This is a genomic window from Neisseria dentiae (assembly GCF_014055005.1).
Lineage (GTDB): Bacteria > Pseudomonadota > Gammaproteobacteria > Burkholderiales > Neisseriaceae > Neisseria > Neisseria dentiae.
Map to the genome: position 1 here is coordinate 908468 of NZ_CP059570.1, position 13995 is coordinate 922462.

16 protein-coding genes and 2 pseudogenes are annotated in these 13995 nt (G+C 55.6%); 10 read left to right on the forward strand and 8 right to left on the reverse strand.

Annotated elements, in window-relative coordinates; all coding sequences use genetic code 11:
* Nucleotides 1-54: 54 nt before the first annotated feature.
* The 5 genes from H3L92_RS04285 to lysM form a co-directional block, all read right to left on the reverse strand.
* Nucleotides 55-372 (reverse strand): biotin/lipoyl-containing protein, encoded by a 318-nt coding sequence (locus tag H3L92_RS04285; RefSeq protein ID WP_085366825.1) that lies wholly within the window; start codon nt 370-372, stop codon nt 55-57.
* 78 nt (nt 373-450) lie between these two features.
* Nucleotides 451-1470 (reverse strand): alpha-ketoacid dehydrogenase subunit beta, encoded by a 1020-nt coding sequence (locus H3L92_RS04290; protein ID WP_085366826.1) that lies wholly within the window; start codon nt 1468-1470, stop codon nt 451-453.
* A 39-nt stretch (nt 1471-1509) separates the two neighbouring features.
* Entirely contained in the window at nt 1510-2490 is a 981-nt protein-coding gene (locus H3L92_RS04295; RefSeq protein WP_085366827.1) for a thiamine pyrophosphate-dependent dehydrogenase E1 component subunit alpha, read from the reverse strand.
* A 405-nt stretch (nt 2491-2895) separates the two neighbouring features.
* Nucleotides 2896-3945, reverse strand: coding sequence for an NAD(+)/NADH kinase (locus H3L92_RS04300; RefSeq protein WP_158088175.1), 1050 nt, complete (start codon nt 3943-3945; stop codon nt 2896-2898).
* 294 nt (nt 3946-4239) lie between these two features.
* On the reverse strand, nt 4240-4716 hold the full coding sequence (lysM, locus tag H3L92_RS04305; protein ID WP_085366829.1) for a peptidoglycan-binding protein LysM: 477 nt from the start codon (nt 4714-4716) through the stop codon (nt 4240-4242).
* A gap of 185 nt (nt 4717-4901) precedes the next feature.
* Here lysM and H3L92_RS04310 point away from each other — a divergent pair, with 185 nt between their 5' ends.
* The 3 genes from H3L92_RS04310 (at nt 4902) to H3L92_RS04320 (ending at nt 6346) form a co-directional block, all read left to right on the forward strand.
* Nucleotides 4902-5576 (forward strand): sulfite exporter TauE/SafE family protein, encoded by a 675-nt coding sequence (locus H3L92_RS04310; protein ID WP_085366830.1) that lies wholly within the window; start codon nt 4902-4904, stop codon nt 5574-5576.
* A gap of 64 nt (nt 5577-5640) precedes the next feature.
* Nucleotides 5641-6072, forward strand: coding sequence for a type II toxin-antitoxin system RatA family toxin (locus tag H3L92_RS04315; protein WP_085366831.1), 432 nt, complete (start codon nt 5641-5643; stop codon nt 6070-6072).
* Nucleotides 6065-6346: an RnfH family protein gene (locus H3L92_RS04320; RefSeq protein ID WP_085366832.1), complete on the forward strand. Its 282-nt coding sequence runs from the start codon at nt 6065-6067 to the stop codon at nt 6344-6346. The genes H3L92_RS04315 and H3L92_RS04320 overlap by 8 nt, the downstream gene beginning before the upstream one ends.
* 42 nt (nt 6347-6388) lie before the next feature.
* On the opposite strand, the pseudogene H3L92_RS13220 reads toward H3L92_RS04320, so the two are convergent.
* Nucleotides 6389-6529 (reverse strand): annotated as a pseudogene (locus tag H3L92_RS13220) (lipoprotein signal peptidase); the annotation flags it as partial.
* Nucleotides 6530-6557: 28 nt separating this feature from the next.
* On the opposite strand from H3L92_RS13220, the gene pth reads away from it, so the two are divergent.
* Entirely contained in the window at nt 6558-7133 is a 576-nt protein-coding gene (gene pth / locus H3L92_RS04325; protein ID WP_085366833.1) for an aminoacyl-tRNA hydrolase, read from the forward strand.
* A 124-nt stretch (nt 7134-7257) separates the two neighbouring features.
* On the opposite strand, the pseudogene H3L92_RS04330 reads toward pth, so the two are convergent.
* Nucleotides 7258-7395 (reverse strand): annotated as a pseudogene (locus tag H3L92_RS04330) (IS1595 family transposase); the annotation flags it as partial.
* 124 nt (nt 7396-7519) lie between these two features.
* Between H3L92_RS04330 and H3L92_RS04335 the strand changes: the two are divergent.
* The 6 genes from H3L92_RS04335 (at nt 7520) to H3L92_RS04360 (ending at nt 13313) form a co-directional block, all read left to right on the forward strand.
* Nucleotides 7520-8023: a hypothetical protein gene (locus tag H3L92_RS04335; RefSeq protein ID WP_085366834.1), complete on the forward strand. Its 504-nt coding sequence runs from the start codon at nt 7520-7522 to the stop codon at nt 8021-8023.
* A 17-nt stretch (nt 8024-8040) separates the two neighbouring features.
* Nucleotides 8041-8700: a PspA/IM30 family protein gene (locus H3L92_RS04340; protein ID WP_085366835.1), complete on the forward strand. Its 660-nt coding sequence runs from the start codon at nt 8041-8043 to the stop codon at nt 8698-8700.
* A 17-nt stretch (nt 8701-8717) separates the two neighbouring features.
* Complete coding sequence (locus H3L92_RS04345; protein WP_085366836.1) at nt 8718-9677, forward strand: tetratricopeptide repeat protein; 960 nt, start codon at nt 8718-8720, stop codon at nt 9675-9677.
* 50 nt (nt 9678-9727) lie between these two features.
* Nucleotides 9728-10396, forward strand: coding sequence for a YqiJ family protein (locus H3L92_RS04350; protein WP_085366837.1), 669 nt, complete (start codon nt 9728-9730; stop codon nt 10394-10396).
* A gap of 54 nt (nt 10397-10450) precedes the next feature.
* Nucleotides 10451-12169 carry a flotillin family protein gene (locus H3L92_RS04355; protein ID WP_085366838.1) on the forward strand — a complete coding sequence of 573 codons (1719 nt, stop codon included), beginning with the start codon at nt 10451-10453 and terminating at the stop codon, nt 12167-12169.
* Between the two features lie 343 nt (nt 12170-12512).
* Entirely contained in the window at nt 12513-13313 is an 801-nt protein-coding gene (locus tag H3L92_RS04360; protein WP_115336306.1) for an IS3 family transposase, read from the forward strand.
* 90 nt (nt 13314-13403) lie between these two features.
* Here the strand turns inward: H3L92_RS04360 and efp are convergent, their stop codons facing one another.
* Nucleotides 13404-13964, reverse strand: coding sequence for an elongation factor P (efp, locus tag H3L92_RS04365; RefSeq protein WP_085366796.1), 561 nt, complete (start codon nt 13962-13964; stop codon nt 13404-13406).
* Nucleotides 13965-13995 lie beyond the last annotated feature (31 nt).

The following is a 13995-nucleotide window of genomic DNA, read 5'->3' on the forward strand; positions in this document are numbered from 1 at the left end:
GCATATCGCCGGTGTTTTTCAGACGGCCTGTGTTTGTGAAAGCGGTGTGCGGGCTTATTCGTCGACTTCGTCGGCAGAGGGCGGCACCCATGAGGCGATAAAGGCGTCGATTTCGGCCTCACTGGTGTCGGCGTCGGCCAAAATGCCGATCAGGGTTTTCACGGGCAGGGTTTCGCCGCCGCCGTGCAGAATGCGGCGCAGCACGCCGGCATCGGCGGCTTCGACCGCGTTGGTGAGTTTGTCGGTTTCGATGTTCAGGATTTCCATGCCCACGGTAACGGGCGTGCCCACATCGACCAGCCATTCGCTGATGGTGCCTTCTTCCATGGTTAAGCCCCATTTGGGGATGATCACGGGTTTGATATTGCTCATAATATTCTCCTTCTGGTCTGGGTTGTGTATTTGCGGCAGGCCGTCTGAAACCGTGTTCAGACGGCCTGTGCAGTGTTGTTATGCCGTTGCGGCGGCATTCATGGTTTTACGCACGGCATCGGCGATCTGCTTGCCGCCGGGGAGGTAGATTTTTTCCAGCACGTTTGAGAACGGCACGGGCACGTGCGGCGGCGATACCATCTGGATGCCCGATTTGAGCGCGCCGAAAATCTGCTGGCACACTTGGGCGGAAATATCGGTGGCGATGTTGCAGCGCGGGCTGGCTTCGTCCACCACCACCAGGCGGCCGGTTTTTTCCACCGATTTGAGTACGGTGTCGATATCGAGCGGCGAGAGTGTGCGCAGGTCGATCACTTCCGCTTCCACGCCTTCTTTTTCGAGCGCGCGGGCGGCTTCGAGGCTGCGCGGCACCATCATGCCGTAGGTAACGATGGTGGCGTCTTTGCCTTCGCGCACGATATTGGCCTGGCCGAAGGGGATGGCATACAGCTCTTCGGGCACTTCGGATTTAGAGGCGTAAAGGCTCTTGTGTTCGCAGAAAATTACCGGGTCGTTGTCGCGGATGGCCTGCACCAGCAAACCTTTGGCATCGTAGGCGTTGGAAGGGCACACCACTTTCAGGCCGGGCACATGGGTAAACATGGGCGTGAGCATCTGGCTGTGTTGCGCCGCCGCGCTGAAGCCGCCGCCGACCATGGCGCGGATTACCACGGGCGTTTCGGCCTTGCCGCCGAACATATAGCGGAACTTGGCGGCCTGGTTGAGGATTTGGTCGAAGCACACGCCCATAAAGTCGATAAACATCAACTCGGCAACCGGACGCAGGCCGCAGGTGGCGGCACCGATGGCGGCGCCGACGTAGGCTGCTTCGGAAAGCGGGGTGTCGATCAGGCGGTCGCCGTGTTTGGCATACAGGCCTTTCGACAGGCCGAGCACGCCGCCCCAGGCGTCGCGTTCGCCGCTGGCGCCGGCGCCGCCGACAATGTCTTCACCCATCATAATCACGGTGGGGTCGCGGGTCATCTCTTGGTCGATGGCTTCGTTAATCGCTAATTTCATGGTTAATTGGCGGGACATGATGTGTTTCTCCTATTTTGAAATTTTTACACGCTGCGCTTAGTACGAAACGTAAACATCGGTGAGCAGGTCTTCCGGCTCGCAGGGCGGCGCGGCTTTGGCTTCCTGCACCGAGCGTTCGATCAGCGCGGCTACTTCTTGATCTACCGCGTCGAGTTCGGCATCGGTAATCACGCCCGCCTCGGTAACGCGTTGGCGGAAAATCTTGATACAGTCGTGGTTGGCGCGCAATTCTTCCACTTCGCCCTTGGGGCGGTAGGTTTGCGCGTCGCCCTCGAAGTGGCCGTAGAAGCGGTTGGTTTTGCACTCAAGCAGGGCCGGGCCGCCGCCGTTGCGGGCACGGCGGATAACTTCGCCTGCAGCTTCATACACGGCGAAAAAGTCGTTGCCGTCCACCACCACGCCGGGGATGCCGAAGCCTACGCCGCGGTCGGCAAAGCTGTTGGAGGCGGTGCCGTAGTCGCGCGAGGTGGATTCGGCATAGCCGTTGTTTTCCACCACGAAAATCACCGGCAGGTTCCACACGGCCGCCAGATTCATGCTTTCCAAAACCGTGCCCTGGTTGGCCGCGCCGTCGCCGCAGAACGTTACCGCCACGCCGCCGTTGCCTTTGAATTTGGCCGCCAGCGCCGCGCCGCAGGCCAGCGGTGCGCCCGCGCCCACGATGCCGTTGGCGCCCATCATGCCTTTCGACAAATCGGCGATGTGCATCGAGCCGCCTTTGCCGCGGCACACGCCGTCGCGCTTGCCGTAGATTTCTTTCATCATGCCGATTACGTCCACCCCTTTGGCGATACAGTGGCCGTGGCCGCGGTGGGTGCTGGTGATGCGGTCTTCATCGTTCAGGTGGTAGAGTACGCCGGTGCCGGTGGCTTCTTCGCCGGCGTAAAGGTGCACGAAGCCGGGAATGTCGCCGCGCGCGAAGTCAACGTGCAGCCGCTCTTCGAAATCGCGTATGGTTTTCATACGGCGGTAAACGTCGAGCAGTTGGTTTTTGTCCAAAGGCAATTTGGTGCTCATGGTGTTTCTCCTTGTTCAACGGGGTTTTGTTTGAGGCCGTCTGAAAAGGCTTCAGACGGCCTAGAGCGTGTAGTCAAAAAGCGTTGCGGCGGTATTTTTGGTTAAAATCCGCATCTGCGGCGTTCAAAATGCTCGCAAGATGTCCAATCTTGCTGTGCTTTTTGCCTTGCATCTGCGGATTTTTCCTCAAAAAACCGCTTCACAAGCCTTCTGACGACACGCCCTAGCTGGATTCCCTTGTGTAAAAATATCGTGTTGGGCGGCAGTTGTTTTAACCGGGCAGCCATCGGGCTTTATCCCGGCAGAGCCTGAAAATATAAAAACGGTTGGAACGGCTGCTTCTCTAAACATTATTTTTTCAGACGGCCTAAACGGCTTACAAAGGCCTCAGGCCGTCTGAAAACCTCAAACCTCGTGCAGTTTTTGCGCGCACACATATTTCAAAATCGCAGGAACATCCAGCGTGTAGAACGCGTTTTCCTGCAACGAAATCAAGGCATATTCATGCTCGCGCAGGGCGATTTCGCGTTCGCCGTCCAGCGCAATCAGGCAGTTTTGGCCGCTCACGCGGTATTCTTCGCCGGCTTTGAAACGGCGGAAAGAAGCGATTTCGATGTCTTCCACCTTGCCGGGCGACAGCACCGCCTGAATGGTGAACGTTTTGGCGGCCGGTTCGTGCGTGCCGTAGGCCGGCACCAGCTCGATCAGCAGGCCGCCCGCGTCATGGCGGCCTACGGGCTGCAAAGCCGCCGCCACCGCCGACAAGCCCACGGCTTCAATCGATGCCTGCGTAGAAATCACCGTGCGCAGCGTATCGGTTTGGCTGATGGCTTTGGCACCAAGTATCGCCTCGTTCAACACCGCCGCATCAATCAGCGCCACATCGTTTTGCTTTTCGAGGCCGTCTGAACCGAATGTGCGGATATGCAGGCATTTGTTGGGCCGCAGCGCGTGTTCGTCGGGTACGCGGCCGGCGGCATACAGCCCTGCCGCCCATGCCGTTACGGTTACTTCGCGCATCGGCGGGAAAGCATTGTTGGTGCCGGTGGAAATGCCGGCGATGGGGATGTCGCGGCAGCCTTTCACCACCGCACGGTGGGTGCCGTCGCCGCCGAGCACCAGCAAAGCCGCCACACCTTCGCGCCGCATGATTTCCGCCGCCCGCACCGAATCTTCGGTTTTGGTGCGCACCGGCATATCCAGCCAGCGCAGGCGCGGCAGCGGGTAGCGCGACTCCTCCGCCGCTGCCGGCAGCTGCCGTTCCAAATGCAGGCGCAGCCCTTCCATTTCGGGCATGAGCAGCACTTCATCCACTTTGCAGGCGGCAAGTGCCTGCAAAATCCGCAGCAGCATATTGGCGCGTTCGCCCAGCGTCAGCCCCGCCGCATGGGAAATCACACGGCGGATGTCGCGGGCGGATACGGGGTTGGCGATAATGCCGATTCGGACGGTCATGGCGCGCTCCTTTGACAGGGTTTGCCAGATTCTTAGCAAACGGCGTGCCATAACGCTAAAATTTTATTATATTATTGAATTTAAATAGAAAATAATTATTTAGGCAGTGGCGGGGTAGGGAGGTGTTACTGTAACAATCGAGGGTGTAACAGGGTGGGGTGATACAGGTGTGACAGTGAAATGTATGGATATTCTTATCAAAGAAAGCATTAATGAGACCAAACTGCAGTTTCCAAAATTTCAGGCCGTCTGAACGTTTCAGACGGCCTGTTTACGAGACAGGGTAAAACCGGATTATTCAGGAATGCGCAGTTTTTGGCCCGGGTAGATTTTATCGGGGTGGCTCAACATGGGTTTGTTGGCTTCGAAGATTTTCATATATTTGTTGGCATCGCCGTAGTATTTTTTAGAAATGGCCGACAACGTGTCGCCTTTCACCACGTCGTGATATTGCGCTTCGGCTGCGGCGGGGAATTGCAGGTTGTTTTGCACGCCCGCAACGCCGGTTACGTTGCCTGCCGCCAAAACGGCTTTTTCGGCGGATTCTTGCGAAGGTGCGCTGCCACTCAGGGTTACTTGGCCGCTGGCGCCGTCGAAGGCTACGCTCAAGCCGCTCAAGCCCAGATTCTGTTTTTCGATATAGCTTTGGATGGCCGCCGCCGCTTTGGCGTTGAGGTCGTCCACATTGGCCGCAGCGGCTGCCGCTACTTCCTGCTCGTCTTTGCCGAACAGTTTTTCGCCGGCGTTTTTAATGAAGCTGAATAAGCCCATGTTTTGCTCCTAAAAATATGGTTGGAAAATCCGTGTAAACGGGCGGCAGTATGATACTGCATTATTGCCGTGCTTAAGATAAAGTTGCTGCCCAACCGTTGCAGATATTACCCGCTTTTACAAATTCAGACGGCCTCTTGGCAATATTGTTACAATAGCGCGTGTTTTATCCCCAACCAACGGCCATGAACGGCGACATCACCCTGTTAACCTTATTTCTGCTCGGCTTTTTCGGCGGCGGCCACTGCGTGGGCATGTGCGGCGGATTAAGCAGCGCGTTTGCCCTGCAACTGCCGCCGCATATCAACCGTTTTTGGCTGATTGTGCTCTTGAATGCCGGCCGTATTTCCAGCTATGTGCTGATCGGCGTGCTGGTGGGCCTGCTCGGCCAAATCGGGATTTCGCTCGACCAAACCCGCTGGCTGCAAAACGGCCTGTTTGTGGCGGCCAATGTTTTGCTGCTGCTGCTGGGGCTTTATCTGGCGGGTTTGTCTTCGTGGGCGGTGAGGGTCGAATCGCTGGGCAAACCGGTGTGGAAGCGGCTCAACCCGCTGCTGAACAGGCTTCTGCCGATACGCAGCGTGCCGGCCTGTTTCGGCGCGGGTATGCTGTGGGGCTGGCTGCCGTGCGGTTTGGTATACAGCGCGTCGCTCTATGCTCTGGGCAGCGGCAGTGCGGGGCGGGGCGGTTTGTATATGCTGGCTTTTGCGCTGGGCACGCTGCCCAACCTGCTGGCGATGGGCTGGTTTGCCGCGCAGTTAAAAAACGTGTTGCAGCAAAAGCCGCTGCGTTTGGCGGCAGGCTTGCTGGTGGCCGCTTGGGCGGTGTGGCAGTTGGCGGTGTTTTTCCGGGCCGTCTGAAACGTGTGCCGTTTTGAGATTTCATTTATATTATAATGCGTACTTTTCCCGCGCTTAAAAAACCATGAAAACCGTAGAAAAAAATATGCTGGTGCTGCACAGCGCCGAACAAATGTTCGAGCTGGTCGACAGGGCGGAAGATTATCCGCAGTTTCTGCCGTGGTACAGCAAAACCGAAATCATCGAGCGCAGCGGCAACGAGCTGAAAGCGCGGCTGTTTATGGATTATATGGGCGTGCAGCAATCGTTTGCCACCCACAACCACAATGTGCCCGGCCGCGAAATCCACATTAATCTGCTCGAAGGGCCGTTTAAAGCCCTGCACGGCACATGGAAATTCATTCCGCTGGGCGACGACTGCTGCAAAATCGAATTCAAGCTGCAATACGATTTTTCGAGCGCGTTGCTTTCCACCCTGATTTCACCCGTGTTCAGCCACCTTTCGGGCACGTTGGTGGACGCGTTTGTGAAAGAGGCCAACCGCCGCTATGGTTGAAATCGAAATCGCTTACGGCACGGCGGAAAAGCAACTGCTCCAAACCCTGCGCGTGCCGGCGGGCACAACCGCCCGCGAAGCCGTGCTGCAAAGCCGCATCGCACAAGAATTTCCCGAAGCCGACGTGCAAAACGCACCGTTGGGCATTTTCGGCAAAGCGGTGAAAGACCACACCGTGCTGCGCGATAAAGACCGCGTAGAAGTTTACCGCCCCCTGCTTATCGATCCCAAAGAAGCCCGCCGCAAACGGGTGGAAGCAGAAAAAGAAAACTGATTTTTTATATAGGAAACAAAGGCCGTCTGAAATGTTTCTTTCAGGCAGAGACCTTTGCAAAACCGCCAGATGCGGATGCAGTTCAAGGTGTAGCAGCGCAGCGAGCGCAGACATAACATGGAGTTAGGCAAGCGAGCGAGCAGCACACAACGCAGAAATGCGCCGCAGATGGCGGTTTTGCAAAGGTTTCAGACGGCCTTAACAATAAAATATGCCGCAAATCAAATTAATCGCAGGGCTGGGCAACCCCGGTGCCGAATATGCCCAAACCCGCCATAACGCGGGCTTTTGGTTTATCGACGAGTTGGCTTGGGCTTGGAAGGCCGCGCTGAAAGAAGAAAAAAAATTCTTCGGCGAAACCGCCAGAGTGGCACGCCCCGAAGGCGACGTATGGCTCTTGAAACCCAACACTTTTATGAACCGCTCGGGCCAAGCCGTGGCCGCATTGGCCTCTTTTTACAAAATCAAGCCCGAAGAAATCTTGGTGGTACACGACGAGCTTGACATCCCTTGCGGGCGCATCCGCTTCAAACTCGGCGGCGGCAACGGCGGCCACAACGGTTTGAAAGACATCCAAGCCAGGCTTGGCACCCCGAATTTCTACCGCCTGCGTTTGGGCATCGACCACCCCGGCGACCGCAATTTGGTGGTGGGCTATGTGCTCAACAAACCCAGTGCGGAAGACAGGCAGTCAATCGAAGAAGCCATCGCCAAATCCCTGCAAGGGCTGCCGTTGGTTTTGTCGGGCGAGTGGGAAGAAGCGGTGCGGTTTCTGCACAGCAAGTGAGTGTTTTGTTTGGACGGATAAAGCAGGCCGAGACCTTTGCGAAATACCGGCTACCCCTTCCGAATGGTTACTTGATTGTTCAGGTAACCATTCGGAAGGGGTAGCCGGTATTTTGCAAAGGTCTAAGGCTGTTGATGCTTCTGACACTGATTCCTGTCAGTTTGGCGGTATCGGAAGCGGTCAAATTGAAGGCGAAAAGCTGCAGGATCTGACGGCATTTGGGCTCGGTAATTTTGCTGAACTTTTGATACTTTTTTTTAATTTCATTTCAAAAGCTTATCACTATATTTGGTGATTTTGCTTCCTAAACCTCAAAAATTTATTGTCATTTTAAAATTTATATTGTATATTTGTATTCAAATGAATACAAAAGTATTTGAACGAAAATGAATGCAGGCAACCGAATTCCCGTTAGCGTAAGAATTTCTCAGGAAGATGCTGATTTTATTTCGGCATTGGACATAGAAGGGGCGCATACGCCGTCTGAAAAAATCCGCGAATTGTTGCGGCAGGCGCGGTTGGTCCATACGCAGACCCGCGATTACGGTGCGGCTTTGCATGCGATGGAACAGTTTTTTCAAAATGCCAAACACGGCGTACTGTATGCCGAGAAACAATACGGTGTGCATTCCCATATTTTGGCGCGTTTGTTCGAGCTGTTGCCGGATTTGGCGGCAACATTGGCGGCGGACTTGCCAGCGGAAGCCGATTTGGAAGCACTAAAACAATATGAGCGCGAAACCATGCGGCGGATTGTACGGCTGGCCGACAGCGTGTTGCAGCTGGCGGTAACGGGCAAGGGCGCGGCCTACGACGATACCGTATTGCAGCAGTTGGAAAACACTTTGAGGTTGGCGCAGATTGTGAAACAGGCCAATGAGGCCGTCTGAAAAAGAAAGGAATAAAAATGAGCGAAACATTATCACGCAGGGTTGGCCGTTTGGTGAGCGGCGGTTTCCACGCCCTTGTGGATGCGGCGGAAAATTTGGCGCCGGAGGCGGTGATGGATGAGAACATTCGGGAAATCGAGCGGGCGGTGGACGAAGTGCGCGCCGAATTGGGCAGGGTGCTGGCGCAAAAACATCTGGCTGCCAAAAAGATGGCCGACGAAAGCAACCGCCACGAAGCTTTGGGTGCCAACCTGCAAGCTGCCGTAAATGCCGGACGCGATGACTTGGCTGAAGCGGGCATCGCCGAGCAGATGGACATCGAAGCGCGTTTGCCGGTGTTGGAAAACACTATTGCAGATTGTGCGGCGCAGGAAAAAGAGCTGGAAGGTTTTATTGCTGCTTTGCAGGCTAAAAAGCGCGAGATGCAGCAGCAGTTGCAGGAATGGCGTGCTGCGCGTCAGGGCACGGGCGGGACGGCGGAAGCGGGCGGTTTGAGCCGTATTGCCCGCGACGCCGAAAAAAGCGGTAATGCGTTCGACCGCATCATGGGCCGGCAGAATGCCGTGCACGGCAGCAGCGATGCGGCGCAACTGGCGAAACTGAAAGAGCTGGAGGATTTGAGCCGCAACAACCGTATTGCCGAGAGGCTGGCCGCCTTGAAGGCGCAGCAGAAATAAGCGGGCAGGCCGTTCCTATGCAGCATGCGCCTTATCACAACCCCATGCCGGAATCGGCGGGTAAATGGCTGGCGGCCGCCATTATCTTGCTGGTGTTGAGCGTCGCCGGCCTGATTTACGGTAACCACAAACGCGAAGAGCCGCCCCAACGGCGGCAGGCCGCGGCGGCGGATAAAGGTTGGAAAACGGAAAGGCTGTCTGAAATACGCCGGCAGACAGCAGCACCTTCCCGACAAACGGTTGTTTTAAAGGAACCGCAACCGGCATCGGCGGAAGTAGCCGGGCAATACGCCGCAGCACGCAGCCATATCCGGGCCGGCGACTGGCCGCAAGCCGTGCCTTTTTTGGAAGCGGCGGCCCGAGCCGGATATTGGAGGGCCCAAAACAATTTGGGTGTGGCTTATTTGGAGGGCAAAGGCGGGCGGCGCGATGATGAAACCGGCTGCGAATGGATGGGGCGTGCCGCCGCGCAATATGTAGATTTCCATATGGCGGAGAATTTGCGCATGTGTTTGGCCGAAACTTTCGGCGGCGATTACCGGCAAACTTGGCTGGCCTTGCAGCCTTGGGCCGAACAAGGCCATGTTTATGCGCAATGGGCGTTGGCCAACGTGTTGCTATACAGCCGGGGCGATGTGCCGCAGGACCACCGTTCCGGCATTCGGTGGCTGGGGCGTGCCGCGCGGTATGAAGCGGCGGCGATGAAACAGTTGGCGGCATGCTTCGGCCTGCGCTCCTGCGCACACGAATATTACAATCCCGCCGTCAGCGCAGCGTTGGATGCGGTGTTGAGAGAGCGGGATGCGGCAGGCTGGTGGCAGCGGTTGGCGGCAAAGCTCGGGAAACGTCCGAACGCAGCTTATTTAAGTGACGCCGAAAAACGGGAAGCCGAGCAATATATCCGCGAATGGCGGCATCTCGATAACCGCCGCTTGGCGGAGGCCGTAGTCGGGGAAGGAGCCGGTGCGGATTTGTAGTAATGGACAGGCCGTCTGAAACGTTATTTGGAGCAAAAAAAGGAATAATCATGTGGGATTTGATTAACGCCCTTGAAACCCGCATTTTCGGCATCGCCCTGATGTTGATGTTGATGTTGGGCATTTTGGAAATTGCATCGCTGCTGATGGGCGGCATTAACGATTGGGTGGACAACCTGCTGCCCGAGAGCCTCACCGAAACCGCACACGCAGAAGTGGGGCTGGAAGCCGCCGATGCGGGCGCATTTATCCGCTTTTTAAGCTGGCTGTATGTGGGCAAAGTGCCTTTGCTGATGTTGATGGTGGTGTTTCTGGCTGTGTTTGGCTTGCTGGGCTATTTTTTTCAGACGGCCTTTTATGCCGTGTTCGGCAGCTATCTGAACGGTTGGGCGGCGGCTGCGGCCGTGTGGTTTGCTTGCCTGCCCGCAGTACGTACCGCGGCGGCGGGGCTGTATCAAATCATGCCGAAAGACGAAACCACTGCCGTTACGCAAAGCAGCCTGATCGGCCGCGTCGGCGTGGTGGTGTTGGGAGAAGCGCGCGCGGGAAGCCCCGCCCAAGTGCGTGTGAAAGACGGCCACGGCCAACAGCATTATGTGATGGCCGAGCCTGATTCAGACGGCCCGGTGTTGAAACAGGGCGAAGCGGTGCTGTTGGTGTCGCTGTCGGGCAATACGTTCAAAGCGATTCACAATCCCAGCGGCAGCCTGGTGGATTGAGGCCGTTTGAAAAATTTTTATTTTCTTCAACTTTTATACAATAAGGAAAACACCATGGGTTTGATTACCATCGCCAGCATTGCCGGCATCGTCTTAGTCGTTTTGATTATCCTCGGCCTGATTCTCACGCGCCTTTACCGGCGCGCCACCAAAGAAGTGTCGTTCGTGCGCACGGGCTTCGGCGGCGAGAAAGTAATTATGAACGGCGGCGCATTGGTGTTGCCGGTATTGCACGAAGTGATTCCGGTCAATATGAACACCCTGCGTCTGGAAGTGCGCCGTGCCGCCGAGCAGGCTTTGATTACCCGCGACCGTATGCGCGTAGACGTGATGGCCGAGTTTTATGTGCGCGTGAAGCCCACCGGCGAGAGCATTGCCACGGCCGCGCAGACTCTGGGCATGAAAACCATGTCGCCCGAGCAGTTGAAAGAACTGGTAGAAGGCAAATTTGTTGACGCACTGCGCGCGGTGGCGGCGGAAATGGCGATGGAAGAGCTGCATGAGAAGCGCGTGGATTTTGTGCAGAAAGTACAGCAGTTCGTTTCCGAAGATTTGTATAAAAACGGCTTGGAGTTGGAGTCCGTGTCGCTTACCGGCCTAGACCAAACCGATTTCAAATTCTTCAACCCGCAAAACGCGTTTGACGCGGAAGGTCTGACCCGCCTTACAGAAACCATCGAAGTACGCCGTAAAAAGCGCAACGACATCGAGCAGGATACCGATTTGGCGATTAAAACCAAAAACCTGGAGGCCGAGCGCACCCGCCTGAACATCTTGCGCGAAGAAGAATACGCCAAATTGGAACAAGAGCGCGAAATCGCCGTGCGCCGTGCCGAGCAGGAAGCCAGCATCGCCGAACAGGAAGCGGCGAAAAAACGCGAAGCCGAAGAAGCGAAAATCGCCGCCGAGCGCGAAGTGGATTTGAAACGCATCCTCGCCGAGCGCGACATTAAAAACGAAGACATCCGCAAAGCCCAAGCCATCGAACAGGCCGAAGTGGAGCGCCGCAAAGCGATTGAGTTGGCCGAGCAAGACCGCGCCATCGCCGTAGCCGAAAAATCCCGCGCCGAATCGGAAGCCAAAGCCGAAGCCGACAAAGCCCGCGCCGCCGCCGTCCGCGAAGAAGAAAGCGTGATTACCGTACGCGAAACCGAGCGTGCCGAGCGTGCCAAAGCGGTGGAACTGATTGCCGCGCAGGAAGCCGCGCAAAAAGACGCCATTGCGTTGACCGTAGCCGCAGATGCCGAAAAACTGGCGGCGCAAGACCGGGCCGAAGCCGTGCGCATTGCCGCCGAAGCCGAAGCGGAGAAACAGCGTTTGCAGGCCAAAGGCGAGGCCGATGCCAAAATGCTGCTGGCCCAAGCGCAGGAGCAGCAATACAAGGTGGATGCGGAGGGTACGCGCGCCGTGAACGAAGCGGCCAACGTATTGAGCGTGGAGCAGGTGGAAATGCAGGTACGCTTGGCTTTGCTGAAGCACTTGCCGGACATCATCCGCGAATCGGTGCGCCCGATGGAAAATATCGATGACATCAAAATCCTGCAAGTCAACGGTTTGGGCGGCTTCGGCGGCAATGCCGACGGACAGGTTTCAGACGGCCAAAATGCGCAGGCCAGCTTATCCGACCAATTGGTTAACAGCGCCTTGCGCTACCGCAGCCAAGCGCCGCTGGTGGACGGTTTGATGAAAGAGCTCGGCTTGAACGGCGGCGACATCAACGGGTTGACGCAGGCTTTGAATCAGGGTGTATCTGCTAAGAAAGCGGGAGAATAAAGCCTTGTTCGATTGAAAACGATAAAAGGCCGTCTGAAAAAAAACTGAACTGCACCCCAAAAGTTGGACACCCCCTTCAACTTTAAAAGGTGCAGTTTTCTTATGTCCAAATATAACCTACACTTCAAATACCGAGCCGTACTCCAACACCCGCAGGCTACGTTTATGAAGACTATGAAGACCAACGCAAAAACCCGTTTATCGCCGACAAACCCGACCACGAAAAAACCCAGGCGGAACTGATTGAAGAGTTACGTTACATGAGGGCGGAGAACGACTACCTAAAGCACATGAAAGCCCTCAACGAAAAGAACGCCGCCAAAGCTGCGAAACCGTTCAAACGTTGAGGGCGAAACACCCGCTGAAATATCTGCTGCACAGTACCGGCATTCCCAAAAGCAGCTTTCATTACCATATCGGCAAAGCCGATCCCGATGCGGCGGCCAAAACCGCCGTGAGTGAAGTCTATCGCCGACACAAAGGCCGTTACGGTCATCGGCGGATTGCCGCCGTATTGTCGTGGAACAAAAAGAAAGTGCAGCGCATTATGGGTTTGTTGGGACTAAAAGCCAAAGTCCGCAGTAAAAAAGCCTACCGTCCGCAAGCAGTAGGAGAGGCTTCGGACAATATTCTCAATCGTGAGTTTACCGCTGGCAAACCGGCAGACAAATGGCCGACCGATGTGACGGAGTTTAAATGCACAGACGGGAAGCTGTACTTATCGCCGATATTGGATGTGTTTAATCGGGAGATTGTGGCCTATTCTTTAGGCCGCAGAGCAAACAGTAAAATGGTGGCGCAAATGTTGGACCAAGCATTCGGCCGTCTGAAAGGCCAAACGCCGCTGCTGCATTCCGACCAGGGTGTGCTTTACCGCACCGAGGCTTATCGAACGAAATTGGCTGAGAAAGGGATTGTGCAAAGTATGTCGCGCAAAGGTAATTGCTGGGACAATGCGCCGATGGAGAGTTTTTTCGGTACACTGAAAACGGAGAGTTTCTATCAGGAAGGTGCGCTGTCGGTGGCGGAGCTGACAGAGGTAATAGATGATTACATACATTACTACAATCATGAACGGATTAGTTTAAACTTGAAAAAGCTGAGTCCTGTCGGCTACAGAACCCAGCTTGAAAAGGCTGTTTGATAAAGATTCTTAACTTGTCCAAGTATTGGGGGACAGTTCATATGTTTTCAGACGGCCAAACCTCTTGTTTCAGGCCGGGGTAATCAAGCCTTAGGCACGTTTGCGGAATTCGCCGGTGCGGGTGTCGATTTCCACTTTGTCGCCGTTTTCAACGTAGGCCATCACTTGGATTTCGGTGCCGCCGACCAAACGGGCGGTTTTCATGACTTTGCCCGAAGTGTCGCCTTTAACGGCCGGTTCGGTGTATTCCACTTCGCGCACGATGATGGTAGGCAGCTCCACGGAAATCGGGTTGCCTTCGTAGAAAGTTACTTCGCACACGTCTTCCATGCCGTCGACGATGAATTTCAGGGCGTCGCCGATGTTTTCGGCTTCAACTTCGTATTGGTTGAATTCTTCGTCCATGAAAACATACATGGGGTCGGCGAAGTAGCTGTAGGTGCAGTTTTTGCGCGCTAACACGACAACGTCGAATTTGTCGTCGGCTTTGTAGATGGTTTCGGTGGCGGCGCCGGTGAGCAGGTTTTTCAGTTTCATGCTCACTTTGGCGGAAGAGCGGCCGCCTTTGATGTATTCGGTTTTTTGCACCACCATCGGGTCGTTGCCGACCATAAATACGTTGCCGGCGCGCAGTTCTTGTGCGGTTTTCATAGTGTTTCCAATCGGTATTCAGTGAAAAATA